The sequence below is a fragment of the Cedecea davisae genome (assembly GCF_044095835.1).
In the GTDB taxonomy this organism is placed as follows: Bacteria; Pseudomonadota; Gammaproteobacteria; order Enterobacterales; family Enterobacteriaceae; genus Cedecea; species Cedecea davisae.
The window spans coordinates 4845481-4869808 of the sequence record NZ_CP172054.1 but is presented as its reverse complement, the minus strand read 5'-3'; the positions used below and the strand labels follow the sequence as shown (position 1 = coordinate 4869808).

The following is a 24328-nucleotide window of genomic DNA, read 5'->3' as shown; positions in this document are numbered from 1 at the left end:
GATTAACCTTATCGCTGCTGGCAGAGTTTTTTGTTAATCCATTGATATTTGAAAGTAAAAAAATCGACAAAAAAACCCGCCGAAGCGGGTTTATGACAGAGCGTAGCTTTTAAGCGATTATTGCAGCAGAGAAATGTCCGCTACCTGCAAGAACAGCTCGCGCAGCTTGGTCAGTAAAGTCAGGCGGTTAATGCGCAGCTCTTTGTCTTCCGCGTTAACCATCACCTTATCGAAGAACTCATCCACCGGCTCACGCAGGTTAGCCAGCTCTTCCAGCGCTTCCTGGTAGCGGCCTTCCGCGAAGTACGGCTGCAACTTATCGCGCAGAACCACTACATTGGTCGCCAGGCGAATTTCTTCGGCTTCTTTCAGCACGGAGGCACGAACGGTCTCGTTCAGCGCTTCGTCGGACTTGGCAAGAATGTTGGATACACGCTTGTTAGCCGCCGCCAGAGAGGCCGCCGCTTCCAGAGTACGGAAGTGGGAAACCGCCTTCATACGGGCATCAAAGTCGGCCGGTTTGGTCGGACGACGAGCCAGTACCGCCTGGATGGTGTCAACCGCGTGACCTTCTTCCTGATACCAGGCGCGGAAGCGGCCCAGCATGAAGTCGATAACGTCATCAACTACATTGGCATTGGTCAGCTTGCTGCCGTAGAGGCGCACGGCTTCTTCGGCCAGGGTTTGCAGATCCAGCGGCAGGTTTTTCTCAACGATAATACGCAGCACGCCCAGCGCAGCACGGCGCAGCGCAAACGGGTCTTTATCGCCTTTAGGGTGCTGACCGATGCCGAAGATACCCGCAAGGGTGTCCATCTTGTCGGCAATCGCTACCGCACAGGCAACCAGGTTAGACGGCAGAGCGTCCCCGGCAAAGCGCGGCTGGTACTGCTCGTTCAACGCAACAGCTACATCTTCCGCTTCGCCGTCGTGGCGCGCGTAGTGCATGCCCATCACGCCCTGAGTGTCGGTAAATTCGAACACCATGTTGGTCATCAGGTCGCACTTGGAGAGCAGGCCTGCGCGGGTCGCGTGGTTCACGTCGGCACCAATCTGCCCGGCAATCCAGCCAGAAAGCGCTTCGATGCGGTTGGTTTTGTCGCGCAGGGTGCCCAGCTCTTTCTGGAACAGAACGGTCTCCAGACGCGGCAGGTTGTCTTCCAGGCGCTTTTTACGGTCGGTATTGAAGAAGAACTCCGCATCCGCAAGGCGCGGGCGCACAACTTTCTCGTTACCGGAGATAATCTGTATCGGGTCTTTAGACTCGATGTTGGCCACGAAGATGAAGTTCGGCAGCAGCTTGCCGTCGTCGGCGTAAACCGGGAAGTACTTCTGGTCGCCCTTCATGGTGTAAACCAGCGCTTCGGCAGGCACCGCGAGGAATTTCTCTTCGAATTTTGCGGTCAGCACGACCGGCCATTCCACCAGCGAGGTGACCTCTTCCAGCAGGCTTTCGCTCAGGTCAGCGTTGCCGCCAATCTTACGCGCAGCTTCTTCGGCGTCGCGCTTGATAACTGCTTTACGCTGTTCGTAATCGGCGATCACTTTGCCGCGTTCCAGCAGGATTTGCGGATACTGTTCGGCGTTGTCGATGGTGAATTCCGGCTCGCCCATAAAGCGGTGGCCGCGAATCACGCGATCGGACTGAATGCCGAGAATGGTGGCGGGGATAAGCTCGTCGCCCAGCAGCAGCGTGAGGGTATGAACCGGACGCACGAAGTGGATGTCGGACGCGCCCCAGCGCATCAGCTTAGGAATTGGCAGCTTAGCCAGCGACGTTGCAATCATGTTCGGCAGCAGCGCCTGAACGCTTTCGCCCTTCACATGAGCGCGGTACAACAGCCACTCGCCTTTGTCGGTCGCCAGACGCTCGGCCTGGTCAACGGTAATACCGCAGCCGCGCGCCCAGCCTTCTGCCGCTTTGCTCGGCTTGCCTTCGGCGTCAAACGCGGCGGTTACCGCGGGGCCGCGTTTTTCAACTTCGCGATCCGGCTGAGAGGCAGCCAGGTTAGCGATTTTCAGCGCCAGGCGGCGCGGGGCCGCAAACCATTTTACTTCACCGTGGGCGATGTTTGCCGCATCCAGCTCGGCGGTGACGTTGGCAGCGAAGGACTCAGCCAGGCTGCGCAGGGCTTTTGGTGGCAGCTCTTCAGTGCCAAGCTCCACCAGGAAAGTTTTTTCAGACATGCCAGCCTCTCTAGTTTTTCTTATTGCACATCGGGAAGCCAAGCGCTTCACGAGAAGCGTAGTAGGCTTCGGCCACGGCTTTGGTCAGGGTGCGAATGCGCAGAATGTAGCGCTGACGCTCGGTCACCGAAATGGCCTTGCGCGCATCCAGCAGGTTAAAGCTGTGAGCGGCTTTCAGAATACGTTCGTAGGCCGGCAGCGGCAGCGGAGTTTCCAGCGCCAGCAGCTGCTGGGCTTCTTTCTCATACTGCTCGAAGCAGGTGAACAGGAAGTCCACATCGGCGTATTCGAAGTTATAGGTGGACTGCTCCACTTCGTTCTGGTGGAACACGTCGCCGTAGGTGGTTTTACCCAGCGGGCCGTCGCTCCACACCAGGTCGTAAACGCTGTCTACGCCCTGAATGTACATAGCAAGACGCTCTAAACCGTAGGTGATTTCACCGGTTACCGGCTTGCACTCCAGGCCGCCAACCTGCTGGAAGTAGGTAAACTGGGTAACTTCCATACCGTTCAGCCACACTTCCCAGCCCAGGCCCCACGCGCCAAGCGTTGGGTTTTCCCAGTTATCTTCCACGAAGCGAATGTCATGAATCGTCGGATCCATTCCCAGCTCTTTCAGCGACCCGAGGTACAGCTCCTGAATATTGTCCGGGGAAGGCTTAATCACCACCTGGAACTGATAGTAGTGCTGTAAACGGTTCGGGTTTTCGCCGTAACGGCCATCGGTAGGACGGCGGGACGGCTGCACATAAGCGGTGGCCATTGGCTCCGGGCCTAAGGCACGCAGGCTGGTCATCGGGTGAGAGGTGCCTGCGCCTACTTCCATGTCCAAAGGTTGAACAATGGTGCAGCCCTGGCGAGCCCAGTAGTCCTGTAAGGTCAGGATCAGGCCTTGAAAGGTCTTGGTATCAAACTTTTGCATGTTGAATTCGCACGCGTTCGGTGGATTTAAGAGAAGCGGCCAGTATATACGCAAAAGCGGTTGAGTTGTATCAACACGGCAACGGAACGGCCCGGAGGCGAAAAGCCGTTAAGTTGTTGCGCGTTGGTTGAGGTTTTCGCGACTGGAAAGGTGTGAAAACTGACCACTTTGGTCAAAAGAACAGGTAAAGCCCTCTTTGCGGGCAGTATTGCCTGCCAGTTCATAGCTTGCCTGATACTGCTTAAAATCGGACACATTAATACGCTGCGGCTGGGTGTTGTAGCGTAATGCGGCTTCGTTTTTACACGCCAGCTCCATAGCACCTGCATTGACCCGCGGGCGAGCCTGCTGCGCATATTGGCTTTCCTGCTGTGGGGCGCTGCACGCGCTCAGGAAAAACGCAAAAAATACCGTTAAGAGGAGTCGATTTCTTTTTTCTTCCATCATCATTCGCTGCCAGTACGTTAAACTCGGTTTCTTATTCATACTCCCCGTGAACCACGCATTCTGCGAAGCGACGGCGGGGATGACAAGATGCGCGGCACAAACTCAGAAATATCCAGGCTCAGGGGAACGAATGCAGCAGAAGATAAACTGGATCGATAACCTTCGTGGCATCGCTTGCCTGATGGTCGTCATGATCCACACCACGACCTGGTACATTACCAATCCACACAGCGTGACCGCTTTTAGTTGGGATCTGTCGAACGTACTTAATTCAGCCTCACGCGTCAGCGTGCCGCTCTTTTTTATGATTTCAGGTTATCTGTTCTTCGGTGAGCGCAGCGCTCAGCAGCGCCACTTCCTGCGGATTTCCAGCTGCCTGCTGTTCTATAGCGCCATCGCCCTGCTTTACATCTGGCTGTTTACGCCAATAAGCGTCGGCCTGGCGCTGCGCTACATCCTGCAAAAACCGGTGTTTTATCACCTGTGGTTTTTCTTCGCGATTATGGTGATTTACCTGCTTTCGCCGCTGATACAGGTCAAAAAGGTCAGCGCCGTCACCGTTCTGGGTCTGATGGTGCTGCTGGGCGTAGTGGCGAACCCCAATACCGTGCCGCAGACTCTGGGCAATATGAAGTGGATGCCGGTTAATCTTTATATCAACGGCGATACTTTCTATTACGTGCTGTACGGGCTGTTAGGGCGGGCAATTGGCATGCTGGAGACGAGGAAAAACTGGGTTAGCGTGCTGGCGGGTGGCCTGTTCCTGCTGTGCGTGATGTCTATCTCTCTGGGCACCCGCAGGCAGCTGGAAATTAACCAAAACTTCGCCGAAACCTTTTACGTTTACTGCGGCCCGCTGGTGTTTATCGCCGCCATCAGCCTGCTGGTCTTCGCCAAAAACTGTCTTAACCAGCGCCCGCTGCCCGGGCTGGCGTTTATTTCACGTTATTCGCTGGGGATTTACGGTTTTCACGCGCTGATTATTCATTATCTTCGCACGCACGATATCGAGATAACCGCCTGGCCGGTGCTGGATATCCTCTGGATATTTGGCGCAACCCTTGCTGGCAGCCTGCTGCTGGCGTTGGCGGTTGGCAAACTCGACCGCTGGAAGCTGGTCAGCTAGCCCCGCTTGCTCGGGAGCGGGCCCGGTGCAGCTGTCGGGGTGAAGAAAACCCGGCGGCGCTGGCCGCCTGCTCCGTGCGCTGCCCCTGCAATAGCCGCTGTTCGGCAACCGCAAGCCTTAGCTGCTCCAGATAGTCGCGTACAGAAATGCCAAGATGTTGCTGGAAAAGACGGGAAAGATGCCGCGGGCTGACGTGAACCCGGCTGGCGATTTCCGGCACCGGCCAGGGTAGCTCGGGAGCCCCGGACAGCAAATCCTGGGCGCGGTGTACCGCCGGATGAATATGGTTGCGGTAGCGCAGCCAGGGAGAAAGCTGCGGATCGTCGCCGGAACGCCGGAACCAGACTACCATTTCTCTCGCCACCTCCAGCGCCACGCGCGGGCCGCAGTAGCGGTTAATCAAATGCAGGGAAAGATCGATGCCGGAAGTGATCCCCGCGCTGGTCCAGATGCCCCGGTCCTCAACAAAAATTCGGTTGTCCTTTACCTGCGCGCCCGGTGCCGCCGCTTTTAAACGCTCGAGCACATCATGATGGGTGGTGCACTGCACGCCGTTCATCAGGCCCGCCCGAGCCGCCAGCAGCGAGCCGGAGCAGACGCACATCAGATTAAGCTGCTGGCTGTGGATCTGCGGCTGAAGCCGGGTCAGCCAGCGCCGTACCTCTTCGGCCTGAGCCGTGGCAAAAAAACGGTTTGAATCGCACACCCCGGGCAGCACCAACAGACTGCCCGGAGGAAGCCGCTCCGGCAACGGCTGAATGCCGCTGAAGGTCAGGCCGATGGAGGTTTCTACCTGCGGGTCCGGGCCGATGTAGTGCAGCTCAAAAGCCTTCCGCGCCAGCACCAGCGTTTCCGCCGGGCCGCTCAGGTCGAGGGATAACACCCCCGGCAGCACCACAAACCAGACCCCAATACTCATTCCAGCGACTCCAGACACTCGGCTACGGTTTGTATCTCTGCGAAGCGCCCTGCCAGTACCGTTTCAGTGCGATGGCGCAGGGTCGCGGCGTCCAGCGTAACGCCTTTCCAGCTCATCGGGAAGGTCAGCATCGCTTCGCTGACGAAAGTAACGCGATAGCCCAAATCGGAGGCGACGCGAGTCGTTGTTTCGCAACACTGCTCGGTACGAATACCGCAAATAATCAGGTGGTTAATGTCCCGGTCGCGTAGCCAGCGATCCAGCCCGGTATCGGTAAAGGCGTTATGAACGTGCTTCTGGAAGCTGACGGCAGGTTGATGCTGTAAGAACGGCATCGGCTTCACAAAACCGGAATCCAGGGAAAACGCGCCGTCGCCGTCAACGTGGAAGATATCCACCACCGGCACGCCTTTGACCTGACAGCCGGCAATCAGCGCCAGTATGGCCTGCTGAAACGCCGGAACATCGTCCTCCTGCCAGTAGTCACGGTGGAAGAAGGATTGTTGGGTATCGATATTAATAAGCGCGGTGCGTGACATTTTCGGACTCCTCATCTGTTGGCCTGAAGCCATTCTGACAAGGCTTCACTGCAATGCTAATACCAAAAACGGACAGGATGAGGGTGGTTTGGGACGCCGTATCGCGTTAAGTCCAAAAGCCATGTCATTTTCCCCTCACCCCGGCCCTCTCCCCAAAGGGGCGAGGGGGCAAAAAATGGCTTTGTATCACCAGTATCAGATCGCGTTAGATTCCACAGCCACTCCCTTGTTCCCGGCTCTCAGCGCCCCCGGCTTTGACCCAACTCAGGCGGGGTGGAGCTGCCGGGAGCAGCGAAAGAGAGCGATCGTCGGGAACGGATCGCGAACGACCCCGAATGTTTGGGTGATAGCCGGTGGGTTTACCGCTTCAGCGGCGATGAGTTTGCCGGCGCCGGGGGTTGTCAGGGGGAATGGCGTAATTTCCCCTGACACGTTCACCGTTCTCTACGCGTGCAGGGAAAACAAATTTACGGGTGAACGGAACATAGCCGGGCTTGCAGGGGTTATATCTTCTGGTTACAACGGTTTATGCAGACCCGAAGATAATTCCGTTCACGCAATATCCCGTTGTCACGCCATCGTCCCCGGCTTTGACCCAACTCAGGCGGGGTGGAGCTGCCGGGAGACAGGGGAAGTGCTATCACGACATCAGCGGCAAAAGCTGCTGATAAATCTGATTAAACACCTGACGTCGCCCGGCGTAGCGCTGGTGGCGATTGAAATCAGGTTGATGCCTTTGCTCCAGCGGCAGCTGCGGGAGCAGAGATTGCAGCGACTGGCCGGGCGAAAGCGCGATTTGTGCCAGCCGCGCCGCGCCAAGCGCTGGCCCAACGTCGCCGCCGGTGCGGTAGTCCAGCACCTGGCCGCTGATATCCGCCAGCATTTGCCGCCAGTACGGGCTGCGCGCCCCGCCGCCTATCAGCGTTACGCTATCCGGCGTAATACCGCAAAGGTGTACCACATCCATGCCGTCCGCCAGGGCATAGCCCACGCCTTCAAGCACCGCGCGGGCAAGCTCTGCCGGGCCGTGTTGATGGGTCAGGCCGAAGAAGGTGCCTTTTGCCTGCGGGTTATTATGCGGCGTTCGCTCCCCGGAGAGGTACGGCAAGAACCAAACTACGCCAGCGTCCTGGTTAGCCTGCTCGGCGGCGGCCAGCAGGGCGGGAACCGAGCCAAGCCCGGTCAACTTAGCCGCCCAGTCAAGGCAGGAAGCCGCACTCAGCATTACCGACATCAAATGCCAGCGGTTCGGCAAAGCGTGACAAAAACTGTGCACCGCGCTTTCGGGGTTGCTGCGAAAGCCGTCGCTCACCGCAAAGTAAACGCCGGATGTCCCGAGGGAAAGCATTGCCTGCCCGGCATCCACCATTCCCACGCCAATCGCGCCCGCCGCGTTATCGCCACCACCGGCTACCACGCGAACCGCAGCCATATTCCAGGCCGCGGCCACTTCCGGTTTCAGCGCGCCGGTGACTTCGCTGCCTTCAAACAGCTCCGGCATATGCTGGCGGGAAAGACGGCAGGCATCCAGCATGGTGTCGCTCCAGTCGCGCTTCGCGACATCCAGCCACATCGTTCCCGCCGCGTCTGACATGTCGCTGGCGAACTCGCCGGTCATTCTCAGGCGCAGGTAATCTTTTGGCAGCAGCACTTTGTTAATCTGGCCGAACACTTCAGGCTCGTGGCGCTCCACCCACAACAGTTTTGGCGCGGTAAAGCCCGGCATCATCAGGTTGCCGGTAATCGCCCGCGCTTCCTCAACATTGCTTTCAAGCAGCGCGCACTCTTCACCGCTGCGGCCATCGTTCCATAAAATCGCCGGGCGCAGCACCCGTTGTTTACTGTCCAGCAACGTGGCACCGTGCATCTGCCCGGCAAGCCCGATAGCCTTTACGCCCTTCAGCGGATGCTCAGCACCCAGGGCGCGCATTGCCCGATCGGTTGCGAGCCACCAGCTTTCGGGATCTTGCTCGGACCAGAGCGAATGAGGCCGGGACACGGTAAGCGGTTCGCTATGCGCGGCCAGCACCTCGCCTGCTTCACCCAGCAGGATTGCCTTCACGCCCGAAGTGCCAAGATCGATGCCGATATACATGGTAGCTCCTTAATATCGCGCCGCGTTACCGGCGGCGCAGGAAGGTTTATTTATCAAATAGATAGTGATTCACCAGGTTTTCCAGCAGCTCCTGATGCCCGCTCTGATGCTGCGGTGCCAGGTTATGCTGCTCAGCGTACTGTGCCAGCTGCGTGAGCGATATCTGCCCTTTAAGAATTTGCTGGCCCAGCTCACTATTCCACCCGGCGTAACGTTTGGCTACTCGCTTATCAAGCTCGCCGTCCTCGACCATGCGTGCGGCAATTTTCAGCGCCAGCGCCATGGTGTCCATCGCGCCGATATGGCCGTAGAACAAGTCATATTTATCGGTGCTCTGGCGCCGTACTTTGGCGTCGAAGTTCAGGCCGCCGGTGGTTAACCCACCTGCCTTGAGGATTTCGTACATGACCAGGGCGTTTTCTTCCACGCTGTTCGGGAACTGGTCGGTATCCCAGCCCAGCTGCGGGTCCCCCCGGTTGGCATCCACCGAACCAAAGATCCCCAAAGCAATAGCGCTGGCGATTTCGTGGTGGAAGGAGTGGCCCGCAAGCGTGGCATGGTTGGCCTCAATATTCACTTTGATCTCTTTTTCCAGACCAAACTGCTTCAGGAAGCCGTAGACCGTCGCGACATCGTAATCATACTGGTGCTTGGTCGGCTCCTGCGGCTTAGGCTCGATAAGCAGCGTGCCGCGGAAGCCGATTTTATGTTTATGCTCAACCACCATCTGCATAAAGCGGCCGATCTGCTCGCGTTCCTGCCGCAGGTCGGTATTCAGCAGGGTTTCATAACCTTCTCGCCCGCCCCAGAGCACATAGTTTTCGCCGCCCAGCTGATGAGTCGCGTTCATCGCCGTTACAACCTGCGTGGCGGCCCAGGAGAATACGTCCGGATCGGGGTTAGTCGCCGCCCCGGCGCCATAACGTGGATGGGTGAAGCAGTTAGCCGTGCCCCACAGCAGCTTCACGCCGCTTTCCTGCTGTTTTTGCGCCAGCACTTCTGTCATCTGCGCAAAATTGTTCAGGTACTCTTTCAGGGAAGCGCCTTCGGGCGAGACGTCGACATCGTGGAAACAGTAGTACGGCACGTTCAGCTTGTGGAAAAATTCAAATGCCACGTCGGCCTTGCGTTTCGCCAGCGCCATTGCGTCACCGGCCTGCTGCCACGGGCGCTCAAACGCCCCCACGCCGAACATATCCGCGCCGGTCCAGCAGAATGTATGCCAGTAGCAGGCGGCGAAGCGCAGGTGCTCTTCCATACGTTTGCCGAGAATCAGCTCGTCCGGGTTGTAGTGGCGAAACGCTAGCGGGTTGGTGGTTTTCGGCCCTTCAAAGCGAACGCGATCAAGTTGGTCAAAATAGGCTTGCATAATTAACTCCGTCATCAGGAAAACAGCTGCCAGGATAGAAAGTTATTTCATCCTGGTGTCTCCCGAACGGTTGCTCAATTACGTTATTTCACACCGGGATTAAGAGAATACTCAAACGTGCGCTGGCTCTCAAAAAAGAGGCTAAAAATAATTAGCAACGGCCTGAACCAGGGCAATAAATTATCTCCACAGGTTATTCACTCGATATAAAACCCGATCGCCATCATAAATTGACAATTAAACCAAAAAACATAATGCCAGGATAAAAATCTGTAATTGAAGGTTGCGCCCGCAGCGATAACAATCCGAAGGTCTACTGATGTGAACCATTCTTTACTCCGATAAGCCCTCTCTCCCTACAGGTAAAATAAAATGAAGATAAAGAACATCTTACTGACGTTATGTGCCGCACTTGTCCTCACCAGCGTGAGCGGCATGGCAAAAGAAGTCAAAATCGGTATGGCGATTGATGACCTGCGCCTCGAGCGCTGGCAAAAAGACCGCGATATCTTTGTTAAAAAAGCCGAATCTTTAGGGGCGAAAGTATTTGTGCAGTCCGCCAACGGCAATGAAGAAACGCAGATGTCGCAGATTGAAAACATGATAAACCGCGGCGTTGACGTGTTGGTTATTATTCCTTACAACGGCCAGGTATTAAGCAACGTGATCGCAGAGGCCAAACGTGAAGGCATAAAAGTATTAGCCTATGACCGTATGATAAATAATGCCGATATTGATTTTTATATTTCCTTTGACAATGAAAAAGTCGGTGAATTACAGGCTAAAAGCATTGTTAACAAAGCACCCCAGGGAAATTATTTTTTAATGGGCGGCTCGCCGGTGGATAATAATGCCAAATTATTCCGTGCCGGGCAGATGAAAGTATTAAAACCTTATATTGATGAAGGGAAAATTAAAGTCGTCGGCGATCAGTGGGTTGACGGCTGGCTGCCGGAAAACGCGCTAAAAATAATGGAAAACGCACTGACGGCGAATAACAACAAGATTGACGCGGTAGTGGCTTCTAACGATGCCACGGCCGGCGGCGCTATTCAGGCGCTTAGCGCCCAGGGGCTGGCGGGTAAAGTCGCTATTTCCGGCCAGGATGCGGACCTTGCTGGCATAAAGCGCATTATTGCCGGGACCCAGACCATGACCGTGTATAAACCCATTACCAAACTGGCAAATACCGCCGCCGAAATTGCCGTCGAATTGGGCGAAGGTAAGCAGCCAGCCTCCGATGCCAAACTGAATAACGGCCTGAAAGAGGTCCCTTCCCGCCTGTTGACGCCAATCGAGGTGGATAAAACCAATATCGACAGCACCGTCATCGCCGATGGTTTCCACAAAAAAGCCGAGCTATAGGCCGCAGGCCCGCCATAACGCGGGCCATCTCTGACCCGGAGGAGAGGTTATGCCTCATTTGCTGGAAATGAAAAATATCACCAAAGCCTTTGGCGCGGTGAAAGCGGTGGACAACGTAAGCCTGGCGCTCGAGGCCGGAGAGGTCATGTCGCTGTGCGGCGAAAATGGTTCGGGCAAATCAACGTTGATGAAAGTTCTGTGCGGGATCTACCCTCACGGCAGCTATGAAGGCGAAATCTGGTTTGCGGGCGAACTGTTAGAGGCCAGCCACATCCGCGATACCGAGCGTAAGGGCATCGCCATTATTCACCAGGAGCTGGCGCTGGTTAAGCACCTCACCGTGCTGGAAAACATCTTCCTCGGCACGGAGATAACCCGCCGCGGGGTGTTGGACTACGACACCATGACGCTGCGCTGCCAGAAGCTGCTGGCTCAGGTGAATTTGTCTCTCTCCCCGGATACCCGGGTGGGCGATTTAGGCCTCGGGCAGCAACAATTGGTGGAGATAGCGAAAGCACTGAACAAGCAGGTTCGCCTGCTGATTCTGGATGAGCCGACCGCCTCGCTCACCGGGCAGGAAACCGACACGCTGCTGGGGATCATTCGCAGCCTTCAGGCCCACGGTATTGCCTGTATTTATATCTCCCACAAGCTCAATGAAGTGAAAGCCATCTCCGACAGCATCTGCGTTATCCGGGACGGGCAGCCCATCGGCACCCGCCAGGCCGCACAGATGAGCGAGGACGATATCATCACTATGATGGTAGGCCGCGAGCTTACCGCGCTCTACCCGAGCGAGCCGCACCAGGCCGGGGATGAAATCCTGCGCGTGGAACACCTCACCGCCTGGCACCCGGTTAACCGGCACATTAAGCGGGTTAACGATGCCTCTTTTTCCCTGCGCAAAGGCGAAATCCTCGGTATTGCCGGACTGGTCGGCGCAGGACGAACGGAGGCGGTGCAGTGCCTGTTTGGCGTCTGGCCGGGGCGCTGGGAAGGCGAAGTGTACATTGACGGCCATCGCGTCCATATCAACAACTGCCAGCAGGCGATTGCCCACGGTATCGCGATGGTGCCGGAAGACCGCAAAAAAGACGGCATCGTGCCGGTGATGGCGGTTGGGCAAAACATCACCCTGGCCGCGCTGGACAGGTTTTCCGGCCCTCTCAGCAGCCTGGACGAGGCCGCGGAACAGGATTGTATGCTGCAATCGCTCAGGCGCCTGAAAGTAAAGACCTCATCGCCGGAGCTTGCCATTGGCCGCCTCAGCGGCGGGAACCAGCAAAAAGCGATTCTCGCCCGCTGCCTGCTGCTCAACCCACGCATCCTGATACTCGACGAGCCAACGCGCGGGATCGATATCGGCGCGAAGTACGAAATTTATAAATTAATCAATCAATTGGTGCAGCAGGGGATTGCTGTGATTGTCATCTCTTCGGAACTGCCAGAGGTGCTCGGTCTCAGCGACCGGGTGCTGGTAATGCACGAAGGGCGCATAAAAGCCGATTTGATTAACCGCAACCTGACCCAGGAAAGGGTGATGGTAGCCGCCCTGAGGAGTGACCCCCATGTCGAAAAGCAATTCGCCTGAACTGAAACTTGCGGCACCGGGCCGCCCGGCATTTGGCGGCCTCAGGGCGCTTAATTTGCAGGTCTTCGTGATGATAGCCGCCATCGTCGTCATCATGCTGTTCTTCACCTGGCAAACCGAGGGCGCTTATCTCAGCGCCCGCAATGTCTCCAACCTGCTGCGCCAGACGGCGATCACCGGTATCCTGGCCGTGGGCATGGTGTTTGTGATTATTTCCGCTGAAATCGATCTCTCGGTGGGGTCGATGATGGGGCTGCTCGGCGGCGTCGCGGCGATTTTCGACGTCTGGCTCGGCTGGCCGCTGCCGCTGACGATTGTCGTCACCCTCGCGCTTGGCCTGCTGCTCGGGGCCTGGAACGGCTGGTGGGTGGCCTACCGCAAAGTGCCTTCGTTCATCGTCACCCTCGCCGGGATGCTGGCCTTTCGCGGTGTACTGATCGGCATTACCAACGGCACGACCGTATCGCCAACCAGCGCGGCGATGTCGCAAATTGGCCAGAGCTACCTGCCGGACGGTATCGGCTTTGGCGTTGGCGTCATCGGGCTGATGGGGTTCATTGCCTGGCAGTGGCGGCTGCGCATGCGCCGCCAGGCACTTGGGCTTGTCGCTCCTGCATCCAGCGGCATGGTGGGTCGCCAGGCGATAACCGCCGTGATTATCCTCGGGGCTATCTGGCTGCTGAACGACTACCGTGGCGTGCCAACCCCGGTATTAATCCTCGCCCTGCTGCTGCTGGCTGGCATGTTCATGGCGACGCGTACCGCCTTTGGCCGCCGTATTTACGCCATCGGCGGCAACATCGATGCCGCGCGCCTGTCCGGGATTAACGTCGAACGCACCAAGCTCGCGGTCTTCGCGATTAACGGCCTGATGGTGGCGATTGCCGGGCTGATTTTAAGCTCGCGCCTCGGTGCGGGTTCCCCTTCTGCCGGGAATATTGCCGAACTAGACGCCATCGCCGCCTGCGTTATCGGCGGCACCAGCCTGGCAGGAGGCATCGGCAGCGTGGCTGGCGCGGTAATGGGGGCTTTTATCATGGCCTCGCTGGACAACGGCATGAGCATGATGGATGTGCCCACCTTCTGGCAGTACATCGTCAAAGGGGCCATTTTGCTGCTGGCGGTATGGATGGATTCCGCGACCAAACGTCGGGCTTAAACGACCAGCGGCAAAACGTGCAAGCGATCACAATGCCGGGGCGGCGTACCCCGGCGCTGTTATGGCTGTGATATTGAGACACGAGGCTATTTTCAGGAAACCATCAGCATGTTTGAGAAACGTCATCGCATCACGCTGTTATTCAATGCCAACAAAGTGTACGACCGCCAGGTGGTCGAGGGCGTCGGTGAATATTTGCAGGCGTCTCAATCCGAGTGGGATATTTTCATCGAAGAGGATTTCCGCGCTCGTATCGACAACATAAAGGAGTGGCTGGGCGACGGCGTTATCGCCGACTTCGACGACCGGGAAATTGAGCGCCTGCTGGCCGGTGCCGGCGTGCCGATTGTCGGCGTGGGCGGTTCATATCATCTTCCTGAGCACTACCCGCCGGTGCATTACATCGCCACCGACAACCACGCGCTGGTGGAAAGCGCTTTTTTGCATTTGAAAGAGAAAGGCGTACAGCGCTTCGCTTTTTACGGGCTGCCTGGCTCCAGCGGTAAGCGCTGGGCCGCGGAGCGTGAGCACGCCTTCCGCCAGTTAGTGGCGCAGGAAAAATATCGCGGCGTGGTTTATCAGGGCATCGAAACCGCACCGGAAAACTGGCAGCACGCGCAAAATCGGCTCGCCGACTGGGTGCAAACCCTGCCTCCGCAAACCGGGATAATCGCGGTGACGGATGCGAGGGCGCGCCATCTGCTCCAGGTTTGCGAGCATCTTCATATCCCGGTGCCGGAAAAGCTGTGTGTCATTGGAATCGATAATGAAGAATTAACCCGCTACTTATCGCGGGTGGCGCTCTCCTCCGTTGCCCAGGGCACCCGCCAGATGGGCTACCAGGCGGCCAAGCTGCTGCACCGGCTGCTGGCTGATGAAAACCTGCCTTTGCAGCGCGTGCTGGTGCCGCCGGTGAGGGTCGTGGAGCGCAGCTCAACCGACTACCGCTCGCTGCACGACCCGGCGGTCATACAGGCGATGCATTACATCCGCAATCATGCCTGCAAGGGTATTAAGGTCGAGCAGGTGCTGGATGCGGTGGGTATTTCTCGCTCCAATCTGGAGAAGCGCTTTAAAGAGGAAGTGGGGGAAACGATCCACGCGGTTATCCACGCGGAAAAACTTGAAAAGGCGCGCAGCCTGCTAATTTCGACCTCGCTCTCTATCAACGAGATATCACAAATGTGCGGCTACCCTTCTTTGCAATATTTCTATTCGGTATTTAAAAAAGAGTACGACGCGACGCCAAAAGAACACCGCGACCGATTTAGCGAAGTTTTAGTTTAACACCATAAATAACAATGCCCTCCTGAGAGGGCATTTGTATTATTTCGCAAGCGTACCGACTTTAATTTGGCACCATTAAACGCTGGTTAGTCTGGAACATAGCAAACAGATAATTGTTATAGCTTGAACCCTTAGTCGAATACCCTTTCAGCTTATGGATCATATTGTTGGCGGTAACTTCCTGGTCCGCTTTACGCAGCTTGGCGCGCTCTTTGCGGAACGAAGAATAGGCCGGATGGGTATTCAGATTGGCAACATAAGAGCTCACGCCTTCTTTCAGCGAGCCGTAATGCAGGTAGCCCTTCACTTTTCCAGGCTCGCTGTTGCAGTGGCGCTTAGTGCACTTCATGCCAAACAGGTTGTTATTGCTTCGCGCCAGCTTCGAGGTTCCCCAGCCGCTTTCTGCAGCCGCCATCGTCGCCACCATATTGGTAGGGATGATATCAACCTTCTCCAGCAGATTGTTCCACGGCACGCGATTGGTGTTGCCGCGCCATGCTACCTTGTAGCGCTGGGTGATTTCTTTCAGACGAGCACGTTCGCTCGGCGACCAGCGCTTCTCGTACTGTTTTGAAATCAACCAGTTACGATCTGCGGTAATCGCTGCATTTTGGCGGGTAATATATGGCATGACCGTCCGGAGAAACGCTTTTTTCCTTGGTGTTCCGGAAGGGTATTTTCGCAAATCAGGAAGCGAACCATTTTCACTATTGCGAGAATACTCTTTTTTACTACTTGCCAGTTTACTACTTACCGTTTTTTTACTGCTTACTTTCGTTATATGGGCTTTACTGTGCGACTTAGGCTCATGTTTACTGGCTAATACCTGGCTTGAAAAGCCCACGGTCAGTAACATGAGTATCGCGGCCCCGAATCGTCGGAATGGGGGTGATATCATGAGTTCTCCTGGTCGGATCGATCGTTTCCAGTGCCTTATTTTATAAAAGGTTTTAGAAAATTAGGGGCGAATACTATCAAATTTAACCGTTCAGAGCACGTTAAGAAATAGTCCCATTCCGAAACAATGTCACCTAAGAACTTCTTATAGTGGCAAAAAGTATTGTAAAATTCGGGGGTTAATCACAGTTCAGCATTTCAGTAAAAAATGGACTGTTGAGGCTTATTCCTGGGTTTAGAGAGTTTAATTTTTGGTTATATTTTTAAGATGGCGGCAGCTGTGCTTCGGCGAGGTGTGACCGGGCAAAAGCGCTCAGATAACATTTAATACAGGAAAACTGGCAAACATGAGCCTGGTTCAGAACCTGATAAAAAAAGCCTTCGCTACCGCTAATGCAAATGAAGCCGCAAGCTTCTTAGCCAGCGCATGCAACCGTATGAAGATGCATAATAAAGAGCAAATTCAGGCGGAAGTCAGCGCGGCCCTGGTGAACGTGAATCTGGTGCGCATCAGCGAGAAACCGCCGCAGGCCAAAACGGTTTATCAGGACTCGCCGGAAACCCTCAAACGCCTCAGGGAAGCCGAGTCGCTCTCCGCCAGCCTGCTTGCCCAGCTGCGCCAGGCGCAGCAAAACGCAGGTCAACAACCTTTACAGCAGGACAGGCCGGAAACCACCGAGCGCCTGCGTAGATATGAAAAACAGGTCTCCGAACTGCAAAAAGCCCTGAACATTAGCCAGGAGATGCACCTTAAGGAGTCGGCCCTGGTGCGCAGCGTCATGCAGCGCGAAATCGACGAGCTTAAAAGCCTGTTTAACCGCCAGAGGGAGTCAGGCTCCGGGCTAGTTGAAAGCCACCAGCGTGAAAAAGCCGAGCTAAACCAGCGCCTGCAAGCCGCCGACGAGCTGATCAAAACCCAGCAGGAAGCACGCCACAGGGCCGAGGCGGAAGTCGCCAGCCTGCGCGAAAAACTCGAAAATCTGCGTGCCGACAGCCATTACAACTTCGAACAGTGTGAAACCCTGAACGCCAGGCTGACCAAAACCATCGACGAACTGCTGGCGACCCGCAATACCCTGAGCGCCCATTTCGGCCAGTGGCTGCCGAACAAATAGCAAAACGTTATCTCCGTCACTCACCCTCTCTGCTCCACCCCGCATAACGGGCAGGCGGGATGAGCGAAAAAACTTCATCCGGTGGCACACTGCGCAATAAATCCTCACCGGACGACGCGTATGAAACGGCTTACCCTCAGTCTGCTACTCGCTCCCTGCCTGGCCCATGCGGGCTGGAGTGCCTCTGGCCTGCCCCCCTTTCAGGAAACCAGCCCTGGCCTGTTTATCAGCAATGCTCAGTTGGATAAAGGCGCGCGTCCGCTGAGCCTGATGCTGGATAGCCGCTGCTGGCAGCCCGCAGAAGCCATCAGGCTGAATCAGGTACTCTCGCTTAAACCCTGTGAAGGCGATGCACCCCAGTGGCGGCTTTTCCGTTCCGGGCAGTATCAGATTCAGGTGGATACCCGCAGCGGCACGCCAACCCTGCTGCTGAACGTTAAACAGGAAACCAGCAGCGAGCCTGAGCAAATCGTCAAACAGTGCCCGCGATGGGATGGCCAGCCGCTCACGGTTGACGTCAGCAGCACCTTCGCGGAAGGCTCTACGGTGCGGGACTTCTACAGCGGCGCAACGGCGAAAGTCGAACAGGGCCACATTACCCTGACTCCGGACGCAGGAAGCGGCGGCCTGCTGCTGCTCGAGCAGGCCGCCACGACCGGCACCGCGCCGTTCAGCTGGCATAACGCCACGGTTTATTTCGTCCTTACCGACCGCTTTGAGAACGGCAACCCGGCCAACGACAACAGCTATGGCCGCCATAGAGACGGCATGCAGGAAATCAGCACCTTCCACGGCGGCGATCTCGCCGGGCTAACCGGCAAACTCGACTATCTTCAGCAGCTTGGGGTCAACGTGCTGTGGATAAGCTCGCCGCTGGAGCAAATCCACGGCTGGGTTGGCGGCGGCACTAAGGGCGATTTTCCCCATTATGCCTATCACGGTTATTACACCCAGGACTGGACGCGTCTCGACGCCAATATGGGCGACGAAGCGGATCTACGAAAACTGGTCGATGAGGCGCACAAACGCGGGATGCGTATCTTATTCGACGTGGTCATGAACCACACCGGTTATGCCACGCTCGCCGACATGCAGGAATACCAGTTTGGCGGACTCTATCTCAAAGGCACAGAGCTTACGGCGACTCTCGGCAAGCGCTGGACAGACTGGAAGCCGGGTCCCGGCCAGAGCTGGCACAGCTTTAACGACTACATCAATTTCAGCGACAAGGCCGCCTGGGATAAATGGTGGGGAAAAGCGTGGATAAGAACCGACATCGGCGACTACGACAACCCCGGCTTTGACGATTTAACGATGTCTTTGGCCTTCCTGCCAGACCTGAAAACCGAAGCTACTGCGCCCGCAGGGCTGCCAACCTTCTACGCCCATAAGCCGGATACCCATGCGCAGGCGCTGCCCGGCTATACCGTGCGGGATTATCTGACCCATTGGCTTAGCCAGTGGGTACGCGACTACGGCATTGACGGGTTCCGCGTGGATACCGCCAAACACGTTGAAAAGGCCGCGTGGCAACAGCTAAAAGACCAGGCCAGCACGGCATTAGTCGAATGGAAAAAAGCGAACCCGGAGAAAAAACTCGACGACGCGCCGTTCTGGATGACCGGCGAATCCTGGGGCCACGGCGTGATGAAAAGCGATTACTACGCCAGCGGCTTCGACGCAATGATCAACTTCGACTATCAGGAGCAGGCGGCGAAGGCGACGGACTGCCTGGCAAACATCGGCCCCACCTGGCAGCAAATGGCGGAGAAGTTGCAGCAATTCAACGTGCTAAGTTATCTATCCTCCCACGACACCCGCCTGTTCCGCGAGGGCGGCCAGAAAGCGGCTGAGCTATTAATGCTCTCACCCGGCGCGGTGCAGATATTTTATGGCGACGAAACCGAACGCCCATTTGGCCCAACGGGCTCCGACCCGCTGCAGGGCACGAGGTCAGACATGAACTGGCAGGATATCAACAGCAAGAGCGCCGCCACGCTCGCCCACTGGCAAAAACTCAGCCAGTTCCGCGCCCGCCACCTGGCCGTGGGAGCCGGAAAACAGACGACGCTAAGCGCGAAGCAGGGTTACGCCTTTAGCCGGGAGAGCGGAGATGACAAGGTGATGGTGGTTTGGGCGGGTAACCGGTAGCCGCCATTCTGAAACTTTGAATCCCGCAGCCACGCCCTTTTCCCCGGCTCTCAGCGCCCCCGGCTTTGACCCAGTACAGGCGGGGTGGAGCTGCCGGGAGCAGCGAAAGAGAGCGATCGTCGGGAACGGATCGCGAACGACCGTGACTGTTGGGTGACAGCAGGGGGTTTACCGCTTTAGCGGCGATGAGTTTGCCGGCGCCGGGGGTTGTCAGGGGGAATGGCGTAATTTCCCCTGACACGTTCACCGTTCTCTGCGCGTGCAGGGAAAACAAATTTACGGGTGAACGGAATATAACCGGACTTGCAGAGGTTATTTGTTCTGTTTAGCTAACAGCCATCCTGAAAGTAAGCGTTGCTTTCAATCTCGCAGTTACGCCCTCACCATTCAACAGATCCTGCTGCATAGCACGAATCACACAGCACATTCACAAATAGAGGCTACGATTACCGGGTTTGCACGGCGTTATTTGTAGCGCTATGGTTAGCCTCTTTCTAAAAGTATTCAGCAGACCCACGTTATGACGTTTTCACTTTTCGGCGACAAATTTACCCGCCATGCAGGCATTACACGCCTGATGGAGGATCTCAACGACGGTTTACGCACCCCCGGCGCTATCATGCTCGGCGGCGGCAATCCTGCGCAGATTCCGGCGATGAACGATTATTTCCAGCAGCTGCTCTCCGGGATGCTGGCCAACGGCCAACTGACCGATACGCTCTGCAATTACGACGGTCCGCAGGGGAAAAGTGAGCTGCTAAAACTGCTGGCCGAAATGCTGCGCGAAGAATTAGGCTGGGATATCGAACCACAGAATATTGCACTGACAAATGGCAGTCAGAGCGCGTTTTTCTACTTGTTTAACCTTTTCGCCGGACGTCATGCGGATGGCAGCACCAAAAAGGTGCTTTTCCCGCTTGCTCCTGAATACATTGGCTACGCGGATGCCGGGCTTGAAGAAGACCTGTTTGTCTCAACCCGCCCGAACATCGAACTGCTGCCGGAAGGCCAGTTTAAGTATCATGTTGACTTCGAACACCTCCATATCGGCGAAGATACCGGCATGATTTGTGTTTCGCGTCCGACCAACCCAACCGGCAACGTGATAACAGACGAAGAGCTGATGAAGCTCGATGCCCTGGCAAATCAGCACGGCATTCCGCTGGTTATCGATAACGCCTACGGCGTGCCGTTCCCCGGCATTATCTTTAGCGAAGCTCGCCCCCTGTGGAACCCGAACATCATTCTGTGCATGAGCCTTTCCAAGCTCGGCCTGCCGGGAAGCCGCTGCGGCATTATTATCGCTAACGAGAAAATCATCTCCGCCATCGGCAACATGAACGGCATTATTAGCCTGGCGCCCGGCGGTATTGGCCCGGCGATGGCCTGCGAAATGATTAAGCGCAAAGACCTGCTGCGCCTGTCAGAGACGGTTATCAAGCCGTTCTACTACCAGCGCGTGCACGAAACTATCGCCGTTATTCGCCGCTATCTGTCGCCGGAACGCTGCCTTATTCACAAGCCGGAAGGCGCAATCTTCCTGTGGCTGTGGTTTAAAGACCTGCCGATCACTACTGAGCTACTGTATCAGCGCCTGAAAAAGCGCGGCGTGCTGATGGTGCCAGGCGACTACTTCTTCCCGGGGCTGGATAAGCCGTGGCCGCACACGCATCAATGCATGCGCATGAACTACGTGCCGGAGCCGGAGAAAATTGAAGCCGGAGTGAAAATTCTGGCCGAAGAAATTGAGCGAGCCTGGGCGGAAGCTTAAAAAAAACGGGGCTTTGCGCCCCGTTTTTCATATTAATGAACAGCTAAAGAGTCATACCCCTTCCAGCGGTAGTTGAGCATCGAAATACCCCAGCAGGCGATAAACAGCGCCACCACCACAAAACCGGCGTTGCCGAGGTTGTCATTCAGCATGCCGACCCATTCCCAGACGCCGCCCTGAAGATCCAGCTTATCCACCAACAGGCCAAGCGCCTCAAGGCCGCCGATGAACAATGCCACCACCACGGAAGTGCCGGTGATGGTCATGTTGTAGTAGAGCTTGCGCTGCGGCTTGTTGAAGGCCCAGCCGTACGCGCCCACCATAATCACGTTGTCGAGGGTGTCTATCAGCGCCATGCCGCTGGCAAACAGCGCCGGAAATACCAGAATTGACCAGATGGACATCCCGCAGGATGCGCTGGCGGCTGAGATACCAAGCACCCCAATTTCGGTGGCGGTGTCAAAGCCCAGGCCAAACAGGAAGCCCACCAGATACATATGCCAGCTTTTACCAATCAGTCGGAAGGTGGAGTTAAACAGCCAGCTCATCATGCCGCCGCCGGTGATTTCCGTCTGCTCGGCCGTTAACGCTCCGCCGCGCCTGAACTGGCTGAAGTTACGCCAGATGCCTTTCAGGATAATCAGGTTCACCAGCGCCATTGCCAGCAGGAAGCAGGCCGATACCGCCGTACCGATGGTGCCACCGACATCATGGAACCAGCCCATATTTTTCTGGAAAGCCGCCGCCGTGGCGGCAATCGCTATCGACGCCAGGATAACAATGCTGGAGTGCCCGAGCGAGAACCATGCGCCGACGCCAAACGGGCGCTTGCCCTCCTGCATCATCTTGCGCGTAACGTTATCGATAGCCGCGATATGGTCGGCATCTACCGCATGGCGCAGGCCATAACACCAGGCGAGCAGACTTGCCGCCATCAGCGCCGAACTGTGGTGAAAGGTCACCAGCGCCCAGGCCCAGGCCGCAAGATTAGCCGCCGCTAAAACCGCCAGCAGGAGACCGGCGCGTGGATTGGCACGAAGAACACGCAAAAACATCTTTTTATCCTTGTGGGTCGTTCATAAGACGGGCGGCAGCAACCACTGCCTGCCCCAGAGAAAGGGCACCGTCGCCCGCAGGCAACCGTGTCGGGAACAAAACATTTAAATCGCAGAGATAGAAGGCGAGACGTTCGCGCATCAGGCGGTTATGCAGTACGCCGCCGCAGCAAACAACGGTCGTTGTACCGGCAAGTGCCGCATGGTGGCGAGCCAGCTCCGCCAGGCCTTTAGCCAGCGCGTCGTGGAACGCCCAGGCGCGGGCAGCGAGCGGTGCCTGCCAGCCAAGCCACTGCTGCCAGAAAACGGCCATATCGTGATGACCGTTCATCAACGACAGCGTCACCGGGTGGCGGCAAAAACCGCTTTCCAGCGCCAGAGTTTCAAGCTGACAGGCGGCCTCGCCCTCGTAGCTTTGCTCAAGCGGTGCGCAGCCAAGCGCGGCGGCAACCGCATCGAAAAGACGGCCACAGGAGGAGGCGAGCGGCGAGTTAACGCCGCGCACAATGGCCCTCGCCAGCGGCTGCCAGTTCTGCTCGCGCAGCACCGCAGTGTCACAATACTGCTCCCAGCCGGGGACAAACGCCTCGCACTGAGCCAGCAGGTTGCGCCAGGGCTGCCGCGCCGCGAGGTCACCGCCGGGCAGCGCTACCGCAGGCAGGCCGCCAGCGTGAACGCAGGTCTGGTAATCCACCAGCAGGCATTCTCCGCCCCAGAGTTGGTCATCCGCGCCGTAGCCAATTCCGTCCAGCGCCAGGGCGATAACCTTGCCGCCGTCTAAAGGCCAGCCATGCTCGGCCAGGCAGGCGGCGGCGTGGGCATGATGATGCAGAACCGGGCTAACCGGGAGCGCCATCTCGCGCCCCAGGCTCGCACTACGGTAAGCAGGATGAGCATCCAGGGCGACGTGCTCCGGCCTGAAACTGTAAATATCGCACATCAGCGTCAGCGCCCTCCGCCACTGCTGCTCTACGCCTTCCTGAGCGAGATCGCCCAAATGCTGACTCAGCACGGCCTGCCCGCCGCGAACCAGGCAGAAGGTATTTTTGAGATCGCCCCCCAGCGCCAGAATCGGCGGCACGCCGCTAAATCCCGGCGGGAGAGGCAGGGCATCCGGCACAAAACCTCGGGCGCGGCGCAGCACCTCGCCGCTGGCGCGCACCACGGAATCATCCATGCGCTGGAGTATGTCGCGGTTGTGCAGCAGCCAGCCGTCGGCAATCTCCGCCAGCTCATCCAGAGCCTGCTGGTTGTCGATAGCGGGCGGCCTGCCGTTCACATTCCCGGAGGTCATCACCAGCGGGCCGTCGAAATCCTGCATCAGCAGGTGCTGAAGCGGGTTGGCGGGCAACATCACGCCGATTTCATTACGCCCCGGCGCAACGGCGCCGCTCAGCCCTTCCAGAGTGCTGCTCGCCACAAGAACAATGGGCGAGGCAGGCGTGGCAAGCTGGCTGACGGCCTGAGCCGGTAATCCTTCGGCATCCGGGACCATCACGGCCAGCGGTTTTGCAGGCCGCTGTTTACGCTTGCGCAGCCGCTCAACCGCAGCGGTGTTGCGGGCGTCAACCGCGAGATGGAAGCCACCCAGCCCTTTGATTGCGACAATACCGCCGCTTTTCAGAATGCTAACGGCCCGCTGAAGCCCCTGCTCGCCCCCAATACGCTGCTTGCCGCACTGCCAGAAGATCTGCGGCCCGCAGTCCGGGCAGGCTACCGGCTGGGCGTGAAAACGCCTGTCCATCGGGTTGCGATACTCTTCATCGCAGGCGGCGCAGAGCGGAAATGCCGCCATCACGGTTGCCGGGCGGTCATAAGGCATGGCGCGGATAATGGTAAAGCGCGGCCCGCAGTGGGTGCAGTTGATAAACGGATAGCGATAGCGCCTGTCAGCTGGATCGTTGAGTTCCCGCAGGCACGCCGGGCAGGTTGCGGCATCCGGCACAATCTGGGTATCCATCGAGCCGCTATTGCTGTGGCGGATAGTAAAGCCCTGGGGCAATGCCTCTCCCTCTAAGGGCCATTGTTCCACGCTGTCGATCCGCGCCAGCGGAGGGCATTCACGGTAAAGCGCGGCAATAAGCTCATCCGGGCCGCAGCCAAGGCGCACCAGTACGCCTTCGCCGTCGTTGCAGACGTCGCCGCTTAGCTTAAGGCGCTGTGCAAGTTGCCAGACGAATGGCCGGAAGCCAACACCCTGCACTTTGCCGCGAATACGGAGTAAGGTGCCCCTCACCCTCTGCCCAAAGGGACTGGAGGACGGATCGAGTTTTGGCTCTGCTCCGGACTCCGATCGTCCCTCGCTCTCTTCCAGAGAGAGAGCCGGGGTGAGG

At 57.2% G+C, this 24328-nt stretch carries 18 protein-coding genes; 8 read left to right on the top strand and 10 right to left on the bottom strand.

The window, feature by feature from the left end; genetic code table 11:
• Positions 1-117: 117 nt before the first annotated feature.
• The 3 genes from glyS to ACG1VR_RS23255 all read right to left on the bottom strand — a co-directional run bounded on the left by glyS (position 118) and on the right by ACG1VR_RS23255 (position 3556).
• Complete coding sequence (gene glyS / locus ACG1VR_RS23265) at positions 118-2187, bottom strand: glycine--tRNA ligase subunit beta (protein ID WP_172568729.1); 2070 nt, start codon at positions 2185-2187, stop codon at positions 118-120.
• Positions 2188-2197: 10 nt separating this feature from the next.
• Complete coding sequence (gene glyQ, locus ACG1VR_RS23260; RefSeq protein WP_016538773.1) at positions 2198-3109, bottom strand: glycine--tRNA ligase subunit alpha; 912 nt, start codon at positions 3107-3109, stop codon at positions 2198-2200.
• A 108-nt stretch (positions 3110-3217) separates the two neighbouring features.
• A complete protein-coding gene (locus tag ACG1VR_RS23255; protein WP_083478390.1) occupies positions 3218-3556 on the bottom strand; it encodes a YsaB family lipoprotein in 339 nt (112 codons plus the stop codon).
• Positions 3557-3686: 130 nt separating this feature from the next.
• Between ACG1VR_RS23255 and ACG1VR_RS23250 the strand changes: the two genes are divergently transcribed.
• On the top strand, positions 3687-4682 hold the full coding sequence (locus ACG1VR_RS23250; protein WP_016538775.1) for an acyltransferase: 996 nt from the start codon (positions 3687-3689) through the stop codon (positions 4680-4682).
• Here ACG1VR_RS23250 and ACG1VR_RS23245 read toward each other — a convergent pair.
• From ACG1VR_RS23245 to xylA, 4 genes are all read right to left on the bottom strand, one after another.
• Positions 4675-5601, bottom strand: coding sequence for a GlxA family transcriptional regulator (locus tag ACG1VR_RS23245; protein WP_395489876.1), 927 nt, complete (start codon positions 5599-5601; stop codon positions 4675-4677). The genes ACG1VR_RS23250 and ACG1VR_RS23245 overlap by 8 nt on opposite strands.
• Complete coding sequence (locus tag ACG1VR_RS23240; RefSeq protein ID WP_395489875.1) at positions 5598-6140, bottom strand: isochorismatase family protein; 543 nt, start codon at positions 6138-6140, stop codon at positions 5598-5600. Before ACG1VR_RS23240 ends, ACG1VR_RS23245 begins: the two co-directional genes overlap by 4 nt.
• 640 nt (positions 6141-6780) lie before the next feature.
• Positions 6781-8235 carry a xylulokinase gene (gene xylB / locus ACG1VR_RS23235; RefSeq protein WP_395489874.1) on the bottom strand — a complete coding sequence of 485 codons (1455 nt, stop codon included), beginning with the start codon at positions 8233-8235 and terminating at the stop codon, positions 6781-6783.
• A 46-nt stretch (positions 8236-8281) separates the two neighbouring features.
• The gene (gene xylA, locus ACG1VR_RS23230; protein WP_039899478.1) at positions 8282-9604 is read right to left on the bottom strand and encodes a xylose isomerase; all 1323 of its coding nucleotides are present in this window, start codon (positions 9602-9604) and stop codon (positions 8282-8284) included.
• Between the two features lie 372 nt (positions 9605-9976).
• Between xylA and xylF the strand changes: the two genes are divergently transcribed.
• The 4 genes from xylF to xylR all read left to right on the top strand — a co-directional run bounded on the left by xylF (position 9977) and on the right by xylR (position 15006).
• On the top strand, positions 9977-10969 hold the full coding sequence (xylF, locus tag ACG1VR_RS23225) for a D-xylose ABC transporter substrate-binding protein (RefSeq protein ID WP_016538780.1): 993 nt from the start codon (positions 9977-9979) through the stop codon (positions 10967-10969).
• A 49-nt stretch (positions 10970-11018) separates the two neighbouring features.
• Positions 11019-12560, top strand: a complete 1542-nt coding sequence (locus ACG1VR_RS23220) for a xylose ABC transporter ATP-binding protein (RefSeq protein WP_395489873.1) — start codon at positions 11019-11021, stop codon at positions 12558-12560.
• A complete protein-coding gene (xylH, locus tag ACG1VR_RS23215; protein ID WP_279046678.1) occupies positions 12538-13719 on the top strand; it encodes a xylose ABC transporter permease XylH in 1182 nt (393 codons plus the stop codon). Before ACG1VR_RS23220 ends, xylH begins: the two co-directional genes overlap by 23 nt.
• 108 nt (positions 13720-13827) lie before the next feature.
• Positions 13828-15006 carry a D-xylose utilization transcriptional activator XylR gene (xylR, locus tag ACG1VR_RS23210; RefSeq protein ID WP_016538783.1) on the top strand — a complete coding sequence of 393 codons (1179 nt, stop codon included), beginning with the start codon at positions 13828-13830 and terminating at the stop codon, positions 15004-15006.
• Between the two features lie 61 nt (positions 15007-15067).
• On the opposite strand, the gene ACG1VR_RS23205 is transcribed toward xylR, so the two are convergent.
• Positions 15068-15904, bottom strand: coding sequence for a protein bax (locus tag ACG1VR_RS23205; RefSeq protein ID WP_039898967.1), 837 nt, complete (start codon positions 15902-15904; stop codon positions 15068-15070).
• Positions 15905-16250: 346 nt separating this feature from the next.
• Here ACG1VR_RS23205 and ACG1VR_RS23200 point away from each other — a divergent pair, with 346 nt between their 5' ends.
• The 3 genes from ACG1VR_RS23200 to avtA all read left to right on the top strand — a co-directional run bounded on the left by ACG1VR_RS23200 (position 16251) and on the right by avtA (position 20940).
• On the top strand, positions 16251-17018 hold the full coding sequence (locus tag ACG1VR_RS23200) for a hypothetical protein (protein WP_395489872.1): 768 nt from the start codon (positions 16251-16253) through the stop codon (positions 17016-17018).
• Between the two features lie 120 nt (positions 17019-17138).
• Complete coding sequence (locus tag ACG1VR_RS23195) at positions 17139-19169, top strand: alpha-amylase (protein ID WP_395489871.1); 2031 nt, start codon at positions 17139-17141, stop codon at positions 19167-19169.
• Between the two features lie 520 nt (positions 19170-19689).
• On the top strand, positions 19690-20940 hold the full coding sequence (avtA, locus tag ACG1VR_RS23190; protein WP_016538787.1) for a valine--pyruvate transaminase: 1251 nt from the start codon (positions 19690-19692) through the stop codon (positions 20938-20940).
• A 32-nt stretch (positions 20941-20972) separates the two neighbouring features.
• Here the strand turns inward: avtA and ACG1VR_RS23185 are convergent, their stop codons facing one another.
• Both ACG1VR_RS23185 and hypF read right to left on the bottom strand, forming a co-directional pair.
• Positions 20973-21995, bottom strand: coding sequence for a HoxN/HupN/NixA family nickel/cobalt transporter (locus ACG1VR_RS23185; protein WP_395489869.1), 1023 nt, complete (start codon positions 21993-21995; stop codon positions 20973-20975).
• 4 nt (positions 21996-21999) lie between these two features.
• Positions 22000-24231, bottom strand: coding sequence for a carbamoyltransferase HypF (gene hypF, locus ACG1VR_RS23180; RefSeq protein ID WP_395491139.1), 2232 nt, complete (start codon positions 24229-24231; stop codon positions 22000-22002).
• Positions 24232-24328: the final 97 nt, after the last annotated feature.

What these genes read in the sequence shown, in the direction of transcription:
- glyQ (WP_016538773.1), bottom strand. Translation starts at nt 3,109, where the DNA reads ATGCAAAAGTTTGATACCAAGACCTTTCAAGGCCTGATCCTGACCTTA.
- ACG1VR_RS23240 (WP_395489875.1), bottom strand. Translation starts at nt 6,140, where the DNA reads ATGTCACGCACCGCGCTTATTAATATCGATACCCAACAATCCTTCTTC.
- xylR (WP_016538783.1), top strand. Translation starts at nt 13,828, where the DNA reads ATGTTTGAGAAACGTCATCGCATCACGCTGTTATTCAATGCCAACAAA.
- ACG1VR_RS23255 (WP_083478390.1), bottom strand. Translation starts at nt 3,556, where the DNA reads ATGATGGAAGAAAAAAGAAATCGACTCCTCTTAACGGTATTTTTTGCG.
- xylH (WP_279046678.1), top strand. Translation starts at nt 12,538, where the DNA reads ATGTCGAAAAGCAATTCGCCTGAACTGAAACTTGCGGCACCGGGCCGC.
- xylF (WP_016538780.1), top strand. Translation starts at nt 9,977, where the DNA reads ATGAAGATAAAGAACATCTTACTGACGTTATGTGCCGCACTTGTCCTC.
- ACG1VR_RS23200 (WP_395489872.1), top strand. Translation starts at nt 16,251, where the DNA reads ATGAGCCTGGTTCAGAACCTGATAAAAAAAGCCTTCGCTACCGCTAAT.
- avtA (WP_016538787.1), top strand. Translation starts at nt 19,690, where the DNA reads ATGACGTTTTCACTTTTCGGCGACAAATTTACCCGCCATGCAGGCATT.
- ACG1VR_RS23220 (WP_395489873.1), top strand. Translation starts at nt 11,019, where the DNA reads ATGCCTCATTTGCTGGAAATGAAAAATATCACCAAAGCCTTTGGCGCG.
- ACG1VR_RS23195 (WP_395489871.1), top strand. Translation starts at nt 17,139, where the DNA reads ATGAAACGGCTTACCCTCAGTCTGCTACTCGCTCCCTGCCTGGCCCAT.
- xylA (WP_039899478.1), bottom strand. Translation starts at nt 9,604, where the DNA reads ATGCAAGCCTATTTTGACCAACTTGATCGCGTTCGCTTTGAAGGGCCG.
- xylB (WP_395489874.1), bottom strand. Translation starts at nt 8,235, where the DNA reads ATGTATATCGGCATCGATCTTGGCACTTCGGGCGTGAAGGCAATCCTG.
- glyS (WP_172568729.1), bottom strand. Translation starts at nt 2,187, where the DNA reads ATGTCTGAAAAAACTTTCCTGGTGGAGCTTGGCACTGAAGAGCTGCCA.
- ACG1VR_RS23250 (WP_016538775.1), top strand. Translation starts at nt 3,687, where the DNA reads ATGCAGCAGAAGATAAACTGGATCGATAACCTTCGTGGCATCGCTTGC.
- ACG1VR_RS23185 (WP_395489869.1), bottom strand. Translation starts at nt 21,995, where the DNA reads ATGTTTTTGCGTGTTCTTCGTGCCAATCCACGCGCCGGTCTCCTGCTG.
- ACG1VR_RS23205 (WP_039898967.1), bottom strand. Translation starts at nt 15,904, where the DNA reads ATGATATCACCCCCATTCCGACGATTCGGGGCCGCGATACTCATGTTA.
- ACG1VR_RS23245 (WP_395489876.1), bottom strand. Translation starts at nt 5,601, where the DNA reads ATGAGTATTGGGGTCTGGTTTGTGGTGCTGCCGGGGGTGTTATCCCTC.